This window comes from Asanoa sp. WMMD1127 (genome assembly GCF_029626225.1).
Classification (GTDB): domain Bacteria; phylum Actinomycetota; class Actinomycetes; order Mycobacteriales; family Micromonosporaceae; genus Asanoa.
In genome coordinates, this window is record NZ_JARUBP010000001.1 from 4135615 (window position 1) to 4152040 (window position 16426).

A 16426-nucleotide genomic window follows, 5' to 3' on the forward strand; every position below is an offset into this window, starting at 1 on the left:
TTTCCCGCAGCGGCTCAGCGGATGCCGTGGGCGAAGGCGTACGCGGCCGCGGCCGTGCGGGAGCCGACGCCCAACTTGGTGAGGATGTTGCTCACGTGCCGCTCGACGGTGCGATTGCTGATCGCCAGCTCGCCGGCGATGGCGCGGTTGGAACGGCCGACCGCGACCAGCCGGAGCACCTCCACCTCGCGGGCGCTCAGGCCGGCCACCTCCGCGCGTGGGCCGGGCGTCGCCGCGCCGAGCCGGGCGAACGTCTCGTGGGCCGCGTCCAGCTCCAGGGTGGCCGAATCCTCGTCGCCGAGCGCCCGGCACGCAAGACCGATCCCGATGCGGGCGCGGGCCGCCTCGTAGGGCGCCGTCAGGTCGCGCCACAGCTGTGCCGCCCGGCGCAGCGGCGGCAGGGCGGCGTCCGGTTCGCCGGCGGCCAGGTGGACCACCCCGTCGGCGTACGCGGACCGGGCCCGCAGGCCGGCGGTGTCGAACGCGTCGGCGATCCGGGCGAGCTCGGCCGCGGCGGAGCGCGCCGCCACGCGATCGGTCGCGGCCACCATGATCTCGACGTACGCGGGCAGCAGCCGGGCCCGGGCCAGCGGCGGCCCGGTCTCGAGCAGCTCCCGCCGGATCGCGGCGGCGGCCGCGCCCGCCCGGCCCTGGGTAAGCCAGAGCAGCGCGAGCCCGGGCTGGGTCGGCCCGCCGAATGCGCTCGCCGCGCGGTAGGCGTCGGCGGCCGCGGTGGCATCGCCCCGCAGCCGGTGCGCCTCCGCGAGCTGGTAGTGCGCCGGCCCGGCCATCGCGGCGCCGTGGCCCGCCGTCAGCTGGGCGCAGGCGAGCCGGGCCTCGCGCACCGCGTCCGGCCACTCGCCGCCGAGCAGCAACAGCTCCGCGCGATGGATCCGGCACACCGCGGAGAACACACCGGAGAACTGGGGTCGCGCGTCGCACCACGCGTTGAGCGCGACCGTCCACTCGCGAGCCCGGGTCAGCTCGTGCAGCTCGCGGCAGGCGTCGATGACGCTGCAGTAGAGCCAGCTCGTGACCGGCGCGGACGTCGCGCCGGAGGTCACCTCCAGCAGCGCCTCGTCGAGCAGGGCGAGCCCGTCGGACACGTGGCCCTGCCGGATGCGGGCCCGGCCCTGGATGTGCACCGCGATCGCGGCCAGGTCCGGGTCGCCGAGCCGGGCGGCCAGCAGGGCCACCTCCGCGGCCGTGGCTTCGGCCCCGGCGAGGTCGCCCGCGCCGAACCGCTGCTCCGCCTCCGGCACCAGCAGATAGCCGACCTCGGCCGGCTCGACGGCCGGCCCCGCGCCCGGCCCTGCGCCGGGCCCCGCGCCCGGCCCTGCGCCGGGCCCCGCGCCCGGCCCCGCGCCGGGCCCCGCGCCTGGCCCCGCGGCCGGCGCGGCGAGCCGGCGGGCGCGGGCCAGCCAGCCACCGGCCAGGGCGGGCTCACCCTTCACGACGAGCGCGTGCGCCAGGTAGAAGGCGGTGCGCATGGCCGGGCCGGTGGCCCCGGCGGCGGCGTACGCCGTGTAGAGGCGGTGCCGCACCGCCACCGCCTCGTCGAGGCGGCCGAGCACCTGGGCGCACTCGGCCAGCCGTTCGAGGTCGTCGAGCGACAGCGGGGCGGCCGCGTCGGCCGCGGCGAACGTGGCGCAGGCGTCCACCCACGCGTGCCGGCGGTGGTGTTCCCGGGCCTGTGCGAGCGTGTCCACCGATGCCTCCCGGTTCCATTCAACTCCCGGGCGGCCCGCACGTCAGCCCGCGGTGACGACCACCTTGCCGATGGCGGCGGAGGCCTCGACCCGGGCGTGCGCGTCGCGCATCGTGGCCGCGTCGAGGGGGCCGAGGCGGGTGGTCATCGTGGAGCGGACCGTGCCGGCGTCGACCAGCTTCGCCGTCTGCGTCAGCAGGTCGCTCTGGTAGGCGTCGTCCGGCAGCAGGATCGGCCGCGTGAACATCAGCTCCCAGTGCCACGTCACGCTCTTCGGCTTGAGCGGCAACAGGTCCAGGCCCGCCGGTTCGTCGGTGGCGGCGATGTGGCCGAGGGGTCGGATCAGCTCCGCGTACGCCTCGATGTTGCCCTTGGAGAACGGGCTGATGATGTAGTCGACGCCGTCCGGTGCCACGGCGCGCACCGAGTCGACCAGGTGGTGGCGGTCGACGACGTGGTGCGCGCCCATGTCGCCGGCCCACTGCTGCGAGTCGCCGCGACCGGCCGTGCCGACCACCGTCAACCCGGTGCGGGCGCGGGCCAGCTGCAGCACCATCGAGCCGACGCCGCCGGCCGCGCCGACCATCAGCAGGGTTCCGGTGCTGGCCTCGGTCAGTCCGAAGTGGTCGAACAGCATCTCCCATGCCGTGATCGTGGTCAGCGGCAACGCGGCCGCCGCGGCGAAGTCCAGCGACGCCGGCTTGGGTCCGACGATGTTCTCGTTGACGGTCTGGAACCGGGCGTTGCTGCCGGGGCGGTCGATGCGTCCGGCGTACCAGACCTCGTCACCGACCCCGAACCGCGTCACCGCGGCGCCGACGGCCGTCACGACACCGGCGGCGTCGTACCCGAGGATCCGGAAGCCGTCCGGGTCGCTGCCCGATCGCGACTTGACGTCGGCCGGGTTGACCGACACCGCCTCGACGCGGACCAGCAGGTCGTGCGGCCCGGGGGTGGGCACCGGCACGTCCGCGTCGACCAGGCTGTCGGGATCGGAGATCGGCAATGCCTTGCGGTAGCCGACCGCATGCATGAGATCGCCCATGTGCTCAACGGTAGGGGCTGCGTCCGGCTGCGTACGCCGGATGTCGCTCGTGGGCCGACGCCGGACGCGGCCGCGCGCGAGACCGTCGAGAGCGTCAGCAGATGTCTTTCCCGGTGAGGAGCTCATGATGTTGGGACAGCTCACGACCTATGCCGCCGACCCCGCCTGGCACAACGGCCCCTGGAACCACGGCGGACCCGGCTGGTGGATCGTCTTTCCGATCGTGTTCTGGGTGCTCGTGGTGTCGGTGATCGGCTACTTCATCTGGAACCGCTCACCGCGCCGGTCCGCCCGGCACGCGGCCGAACAGACGCTGGCGGAGCGGTACGCGCGCGGTGAGATCGACGAACACGAGCTGCGCGAGCGGCGTGCGAACCTGCGCGACAAGCGCTGACGGGCCGGGCCCGGCCGGGCACGCCGCTCGGCCGGGCACGCCGCGCCTGCGGCAGGGGGCGGTGCCGGCCGTCAGGCCGGCACAGCCCTCATTCGTCCCAGTCGGGCTCGATCAACTCCTCGTCGCCCCACAGGTCGTCGTCCGCGCGGCCGGCGCGTGGCGCGGGCGCCGCCCGCCCGGCGGGCACCGCCCGCCCAGCCGGCGCCGCCGGCGCCGCGGGCTCCGCGGGCGCGGCCGGTAGGGCCTCGGCCAGCACGTCGAGGACCTGCTGGCCGTACTTGGCCAGCTTGTTCTCGCCGACGCCGCTGATCCGGCCCAGGTCGGCCAGCGTGTGGGGCTCGTCGGTGGCGATCTGGCGGAGCGTCGCGTCGTGGAAGATCACGTAGGCCGGGACGCCCTGCTCCTTGGCTGTTGCCGCCCGCCAGGCGCGTAGGCGCTCGAACAGGCCGACCGCCTCGCCGGCCAACGGCGCGGCCGCCTTGGGAGCCGCGCGGCTCGCGGACTGGCGCGGCGTCCTGGGTGGGTCGCGGCGGAGCATGACCTGGCGCTCCTTGGACAGCACAGTGCGGCTGGCGTCGGTGAGCACCAGCGTGCCGTAGTCGCCCTCGACCGCGAGCAGGCCCTGCGCCAGGAGCTGGCGGACCGCCCCGCGCCACTCGGCCTCGGACAGTTCGGTGCCCACGCCGAAGACCGAGAGCTTGTCGTGCCGGAACTTCGAGATCTTGTCGGTCTGCCGGCCGAGCAGGATGTCGATCACCTGACCGGCGCCGAATCGCTGGTTGCGCTCGCGGTCGAGGCGCAGCACCGCGGAGAGCAGCTTCTGCGCGGCGATGGTGCCGTCGAAGGAGGACGGCGGCGTCAGGCACGTGTCGCAGTTGCCGCACGGCGAGCCGGTCTCGCCGAAGTAGGCCAGCAGCTGCACCCGCCGGCACGAGACCGTCTCGCACAGCGCCAGCATCGCGTCGAGGTGCTGGGCCAGCGCGCGGCGGCGGGTCCGGTCGGCGTCGGAGGTCTCGATCATCTTGCGCTGCTGCACCACGTCCTGCAGGCCGTAGGCCAGCCAGGCCGTCGACGGCAGCCCGTCCCGCCCGGCCCGGCCGGTCTCCTGGTAGTAGCCCTCCACCGACTTCGGCAGGTCGAGGTGGGCCACGAAGCGCACGTCGGGCTTGTCGATGCCCATGCCGAACGCGATCGTGGCCACCATGACCAGACCGTCCTCGCGCAGGAAGCGGGACTGGTTGTCGGAGCGGGTGCGGGCCTCGAGGCCCGCGTGGTAGGGCAGGGCCGCGACCCCGTTGGCCACCAGCAGCTCGGCGGTGCGCTCCACCGACGCCCGGGACAGGCAGTAGACGATGCCCGCGTCGCCCTTGTGCTCGGTGCGCAGGAAGTCGAGCAGCTGGGTGGCCGGGCTCTTCTTGGGGACGATGCGGTATTGGATGTTGGGCCGGTCGAAGCTCGCCACGTAGCGCTCGGCGTCGGTCAGCTTGAGCCGCGTGGCGATCTCGTCGCGGGTCTCGGTGGTGGCGGTCGCGGTCAGGGCGATCCGCGGCACGTCGGGCCAGCGCTCGTGGAGCACCGAGAGGCCCAGGTAGTCGGGCCGGAAGTCGTGACCCCACTGCGCCACGCAGTGCGCCTCGTCGATGGCGAACAGGGATATCCGCCCGCGCTCGAGCAGGCGCATGGTGGTGGGCGAGCCGAGCGCCTCGGGCGCCAGGTAGAGCAGGTCGAGGTCGCCGCGGGTGAAGGCGGCCTCGGTCTCCCGGCGCTCGTCCCAGTCCTGGGTGGAGTTGACGAACCCGGCCCGCACGCCCAGCGCGCGCAACGCGTCGACCTGGTCCTGCATGAGGGCGATCAGCGGGGAGATCACCACGCCGACGCCGGGGCGGACGATCGCCGGGATCTGGTAGCACAGCGACTTGCCGCCACCGGTCGGCATCAGGACCAGCGCGTCACCCCCGCCGACCAGCTGGTCGATGATCTCCGCCTGCTGGTTGCGGAACGTGTCGTAGCCGAACAGGCGCCGCAGCACCTCGATCGGCTTGGCGCCCACCATCTCCGCTGACGTCGTCACCCGGCGATTCTATGGGGCTGGCAGCCTAGCCCAGGAAGGCCTGTGGATAACCCGTTTACCAGGGATAACTCGTCGCGTTTGGGGTGCCCTCCCGAGGGAAACCCGAAGCGATGAAGCAGCTGCTGACCAGACTCGAACAGGCGTCCGGTCTCGACCGGATCAGCGATCCTATTCAGCGCGCGCTGCGGGCGGTGCTCAAGCCCCGCCTCCTGCGGGACACCCTGCACGGCGTACAGCTGGGTCATCCGGTCCATCCGGCCCTGGCCTCCTTCACGCTGGGCTCGTGGACGAGCGCCGCGGTGCTCGACGTCATTCCCCGCCAGGAGCTGCCCGCGACCACGCTGGTGGGTGTCGGCGTGGCAGGCGCGGTGCCGACCGCGCTGGCCGGCCTCAACGACTGGGCCGAGCTCGACCACGAACAGCGCCGGGTGGGCCTCGTGCACATGGCGGCCAACGTCGTGACGCTCGGGCTCTACAGCGCCTCCCTCGCCGCCCGCCTGCGCGGTGACCACCGGACCGGCCGGATCCTCGGCTTCGCGGCGTTCGGCGTCGTCAACGTCAGCGCGTTCCTCGGCGGCCACCTCGCCTACAAGCAGGGCGCCCAGGTCAACCAGGCGGTCGCGCAGCTGCACCGGATCAGCGACGGCTGGCACCCGGTGGCCGACATCAGCGCGCTGCCACACGGTGTGCCGGTCGCCCGCAGCATCGGCGAGGTGCCCGTGCTGGTCTACCGCGACGGCGACCGGGTGTCGGTGCTGCTGGAGCGCTGCGGCCACGAGACCGGCCCGCTCAGCGAGGGCCGCGTGGTCGACGTCGACGGCGACACCTGCGTCGAGTGCCCGTGGCACGGCAGCGTGTTCCGGCTCAACGACGGCCTCGTCATGCACGGGCCCGCCGGGTCGGACCAACCCGTCCTGCGTACGCGCATCGTCAACGACGTGGTCGAGGCCAACCTTCCGTAGCCCGCGCGGCCGTCGTGACATGCTTCGCCCGTGACCGCTGCTGAGATCGTGCCGGAGCCGCCGCCGTACCAGCCCATCCGGCGGCGGCGGACGGCGCTCACGCTCGCCACGATGGTGCTCATCCTGTTCGGAGTGCCGTGCGGGCTGCTGGTGTTCGCCGGGCAGGACTGGCCGGCCTGGGTGCTCGGCCTCGGCAGCGCGATCTTCTTCTTCGGCGCGGTGGCCTACGGCCGGCTGATGGTGCTCGGCCACGGCCGGCGCCACCGCGACTGGGCGGCCCGCATCGGCGACACCATGCTCGGCGTCATCTGGGTGCTGTTCACGTGCACGATCCTGGCCCAGCTCGTGCGCCTCGGTCTGTTTCTCGGCGGTGTCGACGACCCGCTCCGGTCCCGCGTCACGGCCGGCGCCGCGGTGCTGGCCGCGCTGGTGCTGCTCGGCTGGGGCCACTACGAGGCGATGCGGGTCTCCCGGGTACGCGCGATCGACGTCACCGTCCCGCGCCTGGGCGCCGGGCTCGACGGCCTGCGCGTGGTGCTGCTGACCGACACGCACTACGGCCCGATCAACCGGGCGCGCTGGTCGGCCGGCGTCGTCGACGTGGTCAACGCGCTCGACGCCGACCTGGTCTGTCACACCGGCGACATCGCCGACGGCACCGTCGCCGAGCGGCTCGAGCAGGCGGCGCCGCTGGGGCAGGTGAAGGCCCGCTACGGCCGGGCCTACGTGACGGGCAACCACGAGTACTTCTCCGAGGCGCAGGGCTGGCTCGACCACATGCGCGACCTCGGCTGGGAGTCGTTGCACAACCGCCACTTCGTGCTGACCCGCGACGGCGCGAGCCTGGTCGTGGCCGGTGTCGACGACCGCACCGCGGCGAACTCGGGCGACCCCGGACACCGCACCGACCACGCCGCCGCCCTCGCCGGCGCCGACCCGGACCTGCCGGTCCTGCTGCTGGCCCACCAACCGCGGCAGATCGACGGCGCCGTCGCGCACGGCATCGACCTGCAGATCTCGGGGCACACCCACGGCGGCCAGATCTGGCCCTTCCACTACCTGGTGCTGACCGACCAGCCGGTGCTGCAGGGGCTGAGCCGGCACGGCGAGCGCACCCAGCTCTACACGAGCCGCGGCACCGGCTTCTGGGGGCCGCCGTTCCGGGTCTTCGCGCCGAGCGAGATCACGCTGCTCACGTTGTGGGCCGGTCACAGGTAGCAGAGGCTGACCAGGCCCGAGACCACGCCGAGGGCGATCGCGTTGCGGAAGTTGCGGTGGAGGTCGTGGGCGCGGATGTGCATGGCGACGGCGATCGCGAAGTAGGCGACCAGCGCGGCACAGGTCACCACGCCGAGGTACGGGACGACCAGGCCCAGCAGCAGGCCGGTGCCGGCGGCCGCCTTGATGGGCGTGAGCAGGCGCCGCACCAGCGGCGGGGTGTGCACGTCGTCGAGGCAGCGGCGGACGAAGTCGACGGGCTTCCAGCAGAAGGCGGCGTCGGCGTACTGGACGGCGGCGAACGCCACCACCGGCCAGACCGGGTCGGCGAGGATGGCCATGGTCACAGGACGGGATGACCACCGGATGTGTGACATAGATTCGACGGCGTGCGATGGGTGATCGTGGGCGCCGGCGCTGTCGGCGGTGTGGTCGGTGGCCGGTTGGCCGCCGCCGGCGAGGACGTGGTGCTGGTGGCCCGCGGGGCGCACCTCGACGCGATCCGCCGCGACGGGCTCGCGCTGCACTCGCCGGAGGGCCGGCAGACGCTGCGGCTCCCCGCGGTCGGCGCGGTCACCGAGCACGAGTGGCGCCCCGGCGATGTCGCCGTGCTCGCGGTCAAGGGCATGGACACGCCCGACGTGCTGCCCCCGCTGGCGGCCGCCGCGCCGCCGGAGACGCCCGTGCTCTGCCTGCAGAACGGCGTGGCCAACGAGCGGGCCGCGCTGCGGCACTTCCCCAACGTGTACGGCGTATGGGTGATTCTCCCCGCCACCCACCTCGCGCCGGGCGTGGTGGTCGCCCACAGCGCGCCGACGCCCGGCGGGCTCGACGTGGGCCGCTATCCGGGCGGTGTCGACGACACGGCCACGGCGGTCGCGGCGGGTCTGCGCGGCGCCGGCTTCGCCTCGGAAGCACGCCCGGACATCATGCGCTGGAAGTACGCGAAGCTGCTGATGAACCTCGGCAACTCGATCCAGGCCCTGTGTGGCCCCGAGGCCGACGGCATCGACAAGGTGGACGCCCTGCTCCGCGCCGAGGCGACCGAGGTGCTGCGGGTGGCCGGCATCGACGTGGCCACGGCGGCGGAGGACGCGCAGCGCCGGCGGAACCTGCTGTCGATCCAGCCGGTCGAGGGCACGCCGCGCGGCGGCGGGTCGAGTTGGCAGAGCCTCGCCCGGGGCACGGGCACGGTCGAGGCCGACTACCTCAACGGCGAGATCGTGCTGCTGGGCCGCCTGCACGGCGTCGCGACCCCGGCCAACGAACTGGCCCGCCGGCTGGTCAACCGCGCGGCCCGCGACCACACCCGACCCGGCGCACTCACCCCCGCCGAGTTCCTGTCCCTGCTGCCCTGACACCGCGTAGCGTGCCGGGCTGTGATGGTTGGACGCTCAGCCGAACAGTCGCGGATCAATCGTGTGGTGGCCGACGCGAAGGGCGGTCGCAGTCGCTCGCTGGTGCTACGCGGGGAGGCCGGAATCGGCAAGACGGCGCTCCTCGACTACGCGGAGAGCGTCGCTGGCGGCATGCGGGTGCTGCGGGTGGTGGGGATCGAGTCCGAGGCCGAGGTGGCGTACGCCGCTCTGCACCTGATGTTCGTCCGCGACCTGCACCTGCTGGAGAGGTTGCCCGAAGCGCAGGCGGAGGCGCTGCGGGCCGCGTTCGGCGCCAGCGACGCCTCCGTCGAACGGATGCTGCCGGGCGCGGCGACGCTGTCGCTGCTCTCCGAGATCGCCGACCACCGGCCGCTGCTGTGCCTGCTCGACGATGCGCAGTGGTTCGACCAGTCGTCGATCGACGCCCTGCTGTTCGCGGTGCGCCGCCTGCACGCCGACCCGGTCGCGACCATCTTCGCGGCGCGCGACGGCGAGGCCGCGTTCCCGGCGTCCGGTGTGGAGAGCATCGCGCTGCGGCGACTGGACACTGTGGATGCCGCTCGCCTCGCCGTGGCCGCGTCGGCGCTGCCGAGCGGTGTCGTCGACCGCATCGTGGCGGAGTCCGGCGGCAACCCGCTCGCGGTCGTCGAGTTGGCGGCCCACGCGACGGAGGCGCCGGAGGACCCGGCGCCGGTCGCGCCCTTGCCGGCCGCGGGGCGGCTCGACGCGCACTTCCGCCGGCTGGTGGGCGCGCTCGCGGAACCGACCAGGACGGTCCTGCTGCTGGCCGCGGCCGACCACGGCTCGCCGCTGCCGACCCTGCTCGCCGCCGCGGCCGAGCTCGGCAGCGACGCGGCTGACTTCGAGCCGGCCGAGCGGAGCCGGCTCGTGCACGTCACGGCCGACGGCGTGCTGTTCCGCCACCCGCTGATCCGGGCCGCGGCCTATCAGGAGGCGCCCTTCGCCCGTCGGCTCGCCGCCCACCGCGCCCTGGCCCGGGTGCTGACCGATCCGCGCGATGCCGACCGGCGGGCCTGGCACGTCGCGGCCGCCGCCGCCGGGCCGGACGACGCGGCCGCGGACGGTCTGGAGCAGGTCGCCCAGCGGGCCACGGGGCGGGGCGCGGCGGCGGCCGTGGCGCGGGCCCTGGATCGGGCAGCCCATTTGACCGCGGCGCCGACCGTCCGCGGCCGGCGGCTGGTCGCCGCCGGCCGGGCGGCCTACGACGCCGGGCAGCTCGATCGGGCTGTCGAGCTGGCGGCGGCCGGCGCCGAGCTGACCGACGTGCCCGCCGAGATCGCGGAGGCCGGCTGGATCCGCGCGCAGGTCGCCTACGAGCGGGCGTCGCCGGCCGAGGCGTGCCGACTCGCGTTGGCGGCCGCGGCGCCGGTGCTCGCGACCGACCCGCGTCTCGCCGTCTCGATCCTGATCGAAGCCACCTGGTGCGCGCGCGACGCGGCGGACGTGGAGCTGCTGCGGCGCTGCGCCGGGTGGCTCCGGGCGCTGACGCAGGACGCCGTGCCCTCGATCGGTGGTCTGGTGGGCTTCGCCGACCTGCTGTGCGGTGACGTGGCGGCGGCGGTCGGGCCGATGCGCGACGCGCTCCTCGCGGCCCGCGACAGCGAGAACGGGGCCAAACTGGAGCGCTTGAACGCCGCGTTCCTCGGGTTGCTGGTGGGGGAGGACGACCTGGCCCTGGCGATGCTCGACCGCCAGGTCGGAGAGCTGCGTGGCCGCGGCGAGCTGGGCTGGCTGCCGTACGCCCAGGAGCCCTTGGCGCTGGCCCAGCTGGCGACCGGCCGCCTCCGCGACGCGGACGGCAGCGTCGCCGAGGCGATGGCGCTCGGCGCGGAGCTCGGCCTGGAGCTCCAGGTGGTCGTCCTCTCCGCGACGGCGGCGTGGCTCGCCGCGGCCCGGGGCGAGCCCGACCACGCCCGTCGGCTGGCGACCCGCGTCGTCGCCGACTCCCGCCGGCACGGGATGGCGGCCGCACAGGCCAACTGGGCACTCGGTCTCGTGGACCTCACGAGCGGCGACCCCGGGCGCGCGCTGGAGCGACTCGAGGACGCCTGCGTGGCCGCGCCCGGCCGCGACATCATGGTGCGGGCGGTCCCCGACCACGTCGAGGCGGCGGTACGGGTCGGCGACGCCGCTCGGGCCCGGCTGTTCCTGCCCCGACTCGCGGAGTGGGCGGCGCACACGAAGAGCCCGGTGGCCGCCGCGCTCCTGCTGCGGTGCGAGGCGCTCCTGCACGACGGGGAGGCCGCGGACCGCCGGTTCGAGGAGGCGTTGGCGGCCGAGCGCTGCGGCCCGTACGACCGGGCCCGGACCCGGCTCGTGTTCGGCGAGTGGCTCCGCCGGCACCGGCGTCCGACGGCGGCCAAGGAGCAGCTCCTGGCGGCGTACGAATCCTTCGACCGGATCGGCGCACAGGGTTGGCTGCCGCGCGTGCGGGCCGAGCTGACCGCGCTCGGGGAGACCGCACCGGGGGAGGCCGGGAGCGCCACCGGGCTGACGCCGCAGGAGCTGCAGGTGGTGCGGCGCGCGGCGACCGGCATGAGCAACCGGGAGATCGCCGCCGAACTGTTCCTCAGCCCGCGCACGGTGGGCCATCACCTCTACAAGGCGTACCCGAAACTCGGGGTCAGGCGGCGGGCGGAGCTGGGGAAGCTCGACTTATGAGGGCCGCCGGGCCGGTGGTCGCGCAGCAGTCGTTCGACAGATGCGGACCCCATCGACCGGCTCCTAGCGTGATCGCATGGGAAAGGTCGTCGTCCACAACCAGGTCACCGTCAACGGCGCTTTCGAGGCGCCCACACCCGAGGAATGGCTGGAGCTCGACGCCGACAGCGGCGACGCCGGCCTCGAGCAACTGATCCTCGCCGACGCGCTGCTGCTCGGCCGCAAGACCTATGAAGGGCTGGCGGCGGTCTGGCCGCACCTCGCCGCGGACCCGACGATGGGCCACTACGCGGGGCGGATCAACGACATGCCGAAGTACGTCGCCTCGCGGACGCTCTCGGGGCCGCTGGAGTGGAACGCCACGCTGATCGAGGGCGAGGTCACGCAGGCCGTACCCGCGCTCAAGGACAAGCACACCGGCAACCTGATCATCTCCGGGTGCGGGGAGCTGGCGCACACGCTGGCCGCGCAGGGGCAGGTCGACGAGTTCTGGTTCTGGATGAACCCGCACCTGTGGCCGGACGGGCCGCGAATCCTCGACGGTGTGGGCCCGATCCGCCTGCAGCTGGTGTCGGCCACGCCTTATCGGTCCGGGGTGGTCTGGCTGCGCTACCGGCCGGCCGGCGCGTGAGGGGGAGTGCCGCGATGAACACGTCCTCATATCTGAGCGGTGTTGTCGAGCAGACGAACACCTTCGCCGACTGGGTGCACGACAAGGATGCGGCGACCCCGGTGCCGACCTGTCCGAAGTGGACCGTGGCCGACCTCGTCGACCATGTCGGCTCGACACAGCGCATGGTGGCGATGCTCGTGGGCGAGCGGATGCTCGAGCCGAGCAACGCGTTCGCCCGATACGTTCCCGCTCCGACCGACCCGGCCGAGTGGCGCGCCTGGTTGACGCAGGGCGCGGCCGAGGCCAAGCAGGCGTTCGAGTCGGTCACCGACGACACGCCGGTGTGGGACCCGTCCGGCGCGGACGCGGGCGTGCCGTTCTGGTCCCGCCGGCTGTTCGGGGAGGCCAGCGTGCACCGTGCGGACGCGGCCGCGGCGCTCGGCGTGCCCTACGAGTTGGCGCCCGAGCGGGCCGTCGCGGCCATCGAGGACTGGCTGGACACCCTGACCTCGCGCGGCTACTGGGAGAACAGGCCGGACTTCGCCGACGCGCTGCGCGGCGACGGCCAGACCCTGCACTTCCACGCGACCGACGCGACCGGGGAGTGGCTGGCCCGCCGCGAGCCGGACCAGGTCGCCCTGGAACGCGCACACGCCGACGCGGACGTCACGGTCAGCGGCCCGGCCGTCGACCTGCTGCTCGTGCTGAGCCGCCGCCGCCCCCTGGCCGCGGCGTCCAGCCTGGCGATCGACGGCGACCGCGCCCTGCTCGACCTCTGGATCAACCACATGGACTGGGTCACCGACTGACCCGCGTCACCGCGTCCGTCGTGGACGGTCGGGCGGTGTCGCGCTTCTGACAGGGATTGTGTGCACGTTGGTCACTAGTGTGTCTCGCGGTGTAAGCCATCGGCGGAATCCGTGGGACGGGGTGGTCGACCGTGGACGCGAAGTTGCTCGTCAAGCAGTTCAACACCGACGCCGGGCTGGCGTTCATCGAGATCATTCGGGCTGTGGACAGGCCCGTCGGGGCGCGGGAGATCAAGCAGGAGATCGTCGCGGCCGGCGGCAAGCAGGGTGATGTCGATCGGCAGTGGAAGCGGCTTCAGCCCTATCTGAAACTGCACCCGCATGTCGAGAAGTCGGGCGCCACGCGCTACGAATGGTCGGCGGCGCCGCACTCGTCGGCCGAGTCGCTGCAGCTGCTGTCCGCGCAGTCGTCCGTACGCGTGCCCGGCTGGCTCACCCAGGCCCTCGCCGCCAACGTGGCCGACAGCCTCGCGGTCGCCGAGACTTCCGGCGACCGCGCCCAGGCCAGCTGGACGCGGCAGCGCGAGCAGGACAAGGCCCGCGTCCTCGCCGACCTCGCGACGGTGATCGGGGCCATGCGCGCCGAGGGCGCGACGCTGGCCGATCTGGACGGCTGGCTGCGCGACGAGACCGAGCGCAAGCGCCTGCGCCCGGTGGCCCAGGTGGGCGAGACGGTGACCTTCGACCCCGACCGACACGAGATCGCCGGCGGCCGGGCCGCACGCGGGGCCGCGGTCACCGTCACCCGCACGGGCTACCTCTGGCAGGGCGGCGACGGCCCGGTCGTGCTGGTCAAAGCCACCGTCGCGCCATGAGGCGCCGCGCGAAGAACCTCGTCGACGCCTGCGGACACACCGTCTACGACCTGTTCCAGGAGCGGTACTACTACCTCGACTACTTCCAGCGGGACTACGTCTGGGAGGAGCCGCAGGTCAAGAAGCTGATCACGGATCTCGCCGACAAGTTCCTGGACCAGTGGAAGACTCCTCACGCCGCTCGCGACGTGGACTATTACGACCCCTACTTCCTCGGTCCGTTCATCGTCTACGAGAACGACCGCAAGACGTATCTGGCCGACGGGCAGCAGCGGGTCGTCACGCTCATGCTGTTGCTGATCTATCTCCGGCGGCTCGTGGACGAGCTGGACGGGCAGCCGGGCCACGGCGCCACGCTGGCCACCCTCGTCGTGACCGAGCGGTTCGGCCGGAAGACCTTCGCGGTGGACGTCGACAAATACCGGGCCTGCTTCGAGGCGCTCGTCGACGGTCGCGACTACAACCTCGACGGCGAGCCACCATATGTGCGGCGGATCTGGGCGGCGTTCCAGCACATCGAGACGCATCTGCCGGCGCCCCTGCGCGGTGAGAGCCTGCCGCTGTTTGTCGAATGGCTGCTCTACCGCGTCTCGCTCATCGCACTGTCGGCGGGCGACCGCGAACGCGCGATCGAGATGTTCCAGTCGATGAACGACCGCGGCGTGCACCTCTCGCCGATGGACCATCTGAAGCGCTATCTGCTCGGCGACGCCGCCGACCACGACTATGAGCTGCTCGACCACCAATGGCAGTCGATGGTGTCCGACCTGGAGTCGGTGGAGCGGGGCTCGGCTTTCCGCTACGTCCGCGAGGTTCTCCGCGCGAAGTACTTCGACCCGGCCCACGACGGCGGCCCCAGCCTGGACAACGCCACGCACGAGTGGGCGCTCGCCCACGAGAAGGACATCTGGCCCGACCGCAGGAACGGCGATCGCGCGCGGTTCTTCACCGACGTGCTCGCACCCATGAAGCAGACCTACGCCACCCTGCTGCGGGCGCAGACCAAGGTCGTCGCCGGACTGGAGGCCGTCCGCTACAACGCCTGGAACGGCGTTTCCAGCCAGTTCACCCTGACGCTCGCGGCCATGCGACCGGACGACAGCAGGGCGGCCCGTCAGCGCAAGGCCCGCCTGGTGGCCAACGTCATCGACCTCTTCGTCGTGACACAGGGCGTCAGCAACGAGCCCTATGACCAGAAGGCCGTCGACGCCCTGGTCGAAGCGCTGCTGCCCAGGGTGCGGCTGTGTCACACCGAGGACGAGCTGCGCGAGGCGCTGGCCGAGGCGGCGGACGGTTGGGTGGAACGCCTCGCCGACCTGGTCGACCTGCGCTTCCACAACAACGGCCCGTTCATCCACTATCTGCTGACCCGGCTCACCGCGTGGCTGGAGGTCGGCGCCGAGCGTGAGGACCCGACGGACCGGTTCCTGCGCCGCCGCACGGGCGACCGCGGTTTCGAGATCGAACACCTCCTCACCAGCACGGCGGCCAAGTATGCCCACGTGCAGCCCGACGCCCGCGCCTATGCCCTGCTGCGCAGCCGCCTCGGCGCGCTCGTGCTGCTCGACGGTCCCGACAACGGCAGCTATGGCGGGCTGCCGCTGGCCGACAAGGTGCCGCTCTATCGCGGCGACACCCTGCTCGCCGCCACCCTCAACCCCGGCTTCTTCGACGAGAAGGGCAAGGTGCGGCTGCGCCGGTTCGTCAAGGAGCAGCGGCTGGCCGGCGCCTTCCCGGCCTATGCCGGCGACGCCGGGTTGGCCGATCTCGTCGAGGCCCGGGGCAAGCTCTATCGCCTCATGGCCGAGCGGATCTGGGACCTCGGCAGCCTCGGGCTCGTTACCAGCGGCGCGCCGCCGCTCAGCGGAAAGGGGGCCGGGCAGCCCAGACGCACGCGCCGCCACCACGGCGTGCGCCTGACCGACCTGGTCGCGGCCGGCCTGGTGCGCCCCGGCGACCGGCTGGAGGGCAACCGCAAGGGCCGCGCGCACCTGGCCCAGGTGCTCGACGGCGCGCGGATCCGCACCGCCTCCGGCGCGGTGTTTCCCAGCCTTTCGGCCGCGGCGATGGACGCCCTCGACCTGTCGGCGGCGAACGGCTGGACCTTCTGGCGCCTTTCGCGGACGGGCGACAGCATGGACGCGCTGCGCGACCGCCTGCGCGCCCGGGCGGACGGCGGCTCATGACACGGCGTAGGTCAGGTAGGCGAACGGACCGACCTGCTCGACCGAGGTGAGCGACAACCGGGACGAGGTGAGCCGCCGGGGCAGCAGCGGCGCGCCCGCGCCGAGCGTCACCGGCGCCATGCCGAGGATGATCTCGTCGAGCAGGCCCGCGTCGGCGAACGTGCCGACCAGCTCACCACCGCCCACCAGCCAGATGTCGCGATCACCTGCCGCCGCGGTCATCGCCTCGTGCACCGGACGCACGTCACCGGAGACGAACGTGATGTCGGCCCCAGGGATCGCCGGTAGGTCGCGGTGCGTGAACACCCAGGCCGGGCGGTCCGCATACCACTCCTGCCATTTCTCCGGATGCTCCAGCAGTTTCTCGTGGTCGAGCACCCACTCATAGGTCGTCGCGCCCATCGCGAAGGCGCCGATCCGCGCGAAGAACGGCGCGAAGCGGTCGTCGCGGTCGGTGACCTCGAAGAGCCAGTCGAGCGAGTTGGCGGAGTCGGCGATGAACCCGTCGATCGTGGTCGCGGTGTAGTAGCGGGTAGCCATGAAG

Annotated in this window: 13 protein-coding genes and 1 pseudogene; 9 read left to right on the forward strand and 5 right to left on the reverse strand. The window is 73.2% G+C overall.

The window, feature by feature from the left end:
- Nucleotides 1–14: 14 nt before the first annotated feature.
- Entirely contained in the window at nucleotides 15–1709 is a 1695-nt protein-coding gene (locus O7635_RS19785) for a helix-turn-helix transcriptional regulator (protein WP_278081929.1), read from the reverse strand.
- Between the two features lie 42 nt (nucleotides 1710–1751).
- On the reverse strand, nucleotides 1752–2753 hold the full coding sequence (locus tag O7635_RS19790) for a zinc-binding alcohol dehydrogenase family protein (protein WP_278081930.1): 1002 nt from the start codon (nucleotides 2751–2753) through the stop codon (nucleotides 1752–1754).
- 127 nt (nucleotides 2754–2880) lie between these two features.
- On the opposite strand from O7635_RS19790, the gene O7635_RS19795 reads away from it, so the two are divergent.
- On the forward strand, nucleotides 2881–3147 hold the full coding sequence (locus O7635_RS19795) for an SHOCT domain-containing protein (RefSeq protein ID WP_278081931.1): 267 nt from the start codon (nucleotides 2881–2883) through the stop codon (nucleotides 3145–3147).
- 247 nt (nucleotides 3148–3394) lie between these two features.
- On the opposite strand, the pseudogene recQ reads toward O7635_RS19795, so the two are convergent.
- A pseudogene (recQ, locus tag O7635_RS19800) lies at nucleotides 3395–5200 on the reverse strand (DNA helicase RecQ); the annotation flags it as partial.
- A 128-nt stretch (nucleotides 5201–5328) separates the two neighbouring features.
- Between recQ and O7635_RS19805 the strand changes: the two are divergent.
- Both O7635_RS19805 and O7635_RS19810 read left to right on the forward strand, forming a co-directional pair.
- On the forward strand, nucleotides 5329–6180 hold the full coding sequence (locus tag O7635_RS19805) for a Rieske 2Fe-2S domain-containing protein (RefSeq protein WP_278081932.1): 852 nt from the start codon (nucleotides 5329–5331) through the stop codon (nucleotides 6178–6180).
- A gap of 30 nt (nucleotides 6181–6210) precedes the next feature.
- Entirely contained in the window at nucleotides 6211–7398 is a 1188-nt protein-coding gene (locus tag O7635_RS19810) for a metallophosphoesterase (protein WP_278081933.1), read from the forward strand.
- Here O7635_RS19810 and O7635_RS19815 read toward each other — a convergent pair.
- Complete coding sequence (locus tag O7635_RS19815; RefSeq protein WP_278081934.1) at nucleotides 7389–7739, reverse strand: DoxX family protein; 351 nt, start codon at nucleotides 7737–7739, stop codon at nucleotides 7389–7391. The genes O7635_RS19810 and O7635_RS19815 overlap by 10 nt on opposite strands.
- Before the next feature lie 48 nt (nucleotides 7740–7787).
- Here O7635_RS19815 and O7635_RS19820 point away from each other — a divergent pair, with 48 nt between their 5' ends.
- From O7635_RS19820 to O7635_RS19845, 6 genes are all read left to right on the forward strand, one after another.
- The gene (locus O7635_RS19820) at nucleotides 7788–8756 is read left to right on the forward strand and encodes a 2-dehydropantoate 2-reductase (protein WP_278081935.1); all 969 of its coding nucleotides are present in this window, start codon (nucleotides 7788–7790) and stop codon (nucleotides 8754–8756) included.
- A gap of 24 nt (nucleotides 8757–8780) precedes the next feature.
- Nucleotides 8781–11459, forward strand: a complete 2679-nt coding sequence (locus O7635_RS19825; protein ID WP_278085531.1) for a LuxR family transcriptional regulator — start codon at nucleotides 8781–8783, stop codon at nucleotides 11457–11459.
- A gap of 76 nt (nucleotides 11460–11535) precedes the next feature.
- Complete coding sequence (locus tag O7635_RS19830) at nucleotides 11536–12090, forward strand: dihydrofolate reductase family protein (protein WP_278081936.1); 555 nt, start codon at nucleotides 11536–11538, stop codon at nucleotides 12088–12090.
- 14 nt (nucleotides 12091–12104) lie between these two features.
- Nucleotides 12105–12881, forward strand: coding sequence for a maleylpyruvate isomerase family mycothiol-dependent enzyme (locus O7635_RS19835; protein ID WP_278081937.1), 777 nt, complete (start codon nucleotides 12105–12107; stop codon nucleotides 12879–12881).
- 131 nt (nucleotides 12882–13012) lie between these two features.
- Nucleotides 13013–13696, forward strand: a complete 684-nt coding sequence (locus tag O7635_RS19840; protein WP_278081938.1) for a hypothetical protein — start codon at nucleotides 13013–13015, stop codon at nucleotides 13694–13696.
- Nucleotides 13693–15882, forward strand: coding sequence for a DUF262 domain-containing protein (locus O7635_RS19845; RefSeq protein ID WP_278081939.1), 2190 nt, complete (start codon nucleotides 13693–13695; stop codon nucleotides 15880–15882). The genes O7635_RS19840 and O7635_RS19845 overlap by 4 nt, the downstream gene beginning before the upstream one ends.
- On the opposite strand, the gene O7635_RS19850 is transcribed toward O7635_RS19845, so the two are convergent.
- Nucleotides 15877–16422: a dihydrofolate reductase family protein gene (locus O7635_RS19850; RefSeq protein ID WP_278081940.1), complete on the reverse strand. Its 546-nt coding sequence runs from the start codon at nucleotides 16420–16422 to the stop codon at nucleotides 15877–15879. The two genes, O7635_RS19845 and O7635_RS19850, sit on opposite strands and share 6 nt — an antisense overlap.
- Between the last annotated feature and the right edge of the window lie 4 nt (nucleotides 16423–16426).